Here is a 308-nt window from a genome sequence, read left to right as displayed (position 1 = left end):
TCTCCGTGATTGTAATTTACGATAGGCGTTTCTATCCCAGTTCCGGTCAGCACGCCATTTACAGGAAAAAAACCTAACATCAATATCGTAAACACGAAAGATGCCTTGCCAATCCAATCTGCCCGAGCAATGAAATGCAGGTAAATTAAAGTTGTTATGGTAGCGATAGCCGTTAACAATGTATAGATTTTATCATAATGCAACAAAGCCATAATCGAACAGACAATCACACTAACGAAAACGATCATGTTATTAAAGCCGGATAGCCATCCTAACTTGAAAAACTTATCAAAACAGAAATAGGTAAA

The 308-nt window shown here is 37.3% G+C and carries 1 protein-coding gene; it reads right to left on the bottom strand.

Annotated elements, in window-relative coordinates; genetic code table 11:
- The coding region (locus B4A24_RS02435) for a lycopene cyclase domain-containing protein (RefSeq protein WP_293942269.1) at nucleotides 1–248 on the bottom strand (248 nt) is incomplete at its 3' end.
- Between the last annotated feature and the right edge of the window lie 60 nt (nucleotides 249–308).

The sequence above is a fragment of the Sphingobacterium sp. UBA7249 genome (genome assembly GCF_002472835.1).
Classification (GTDB): Bacteria; Bacteroidota; Bacteroidia; order Sphingobacteriales; family Sphingobacteriaceae; genus Sphingobacterium; species Sphingobacterium prati.
This window is presented reverse-complemented; position numbering and strand designations above follow the sequence as displayed.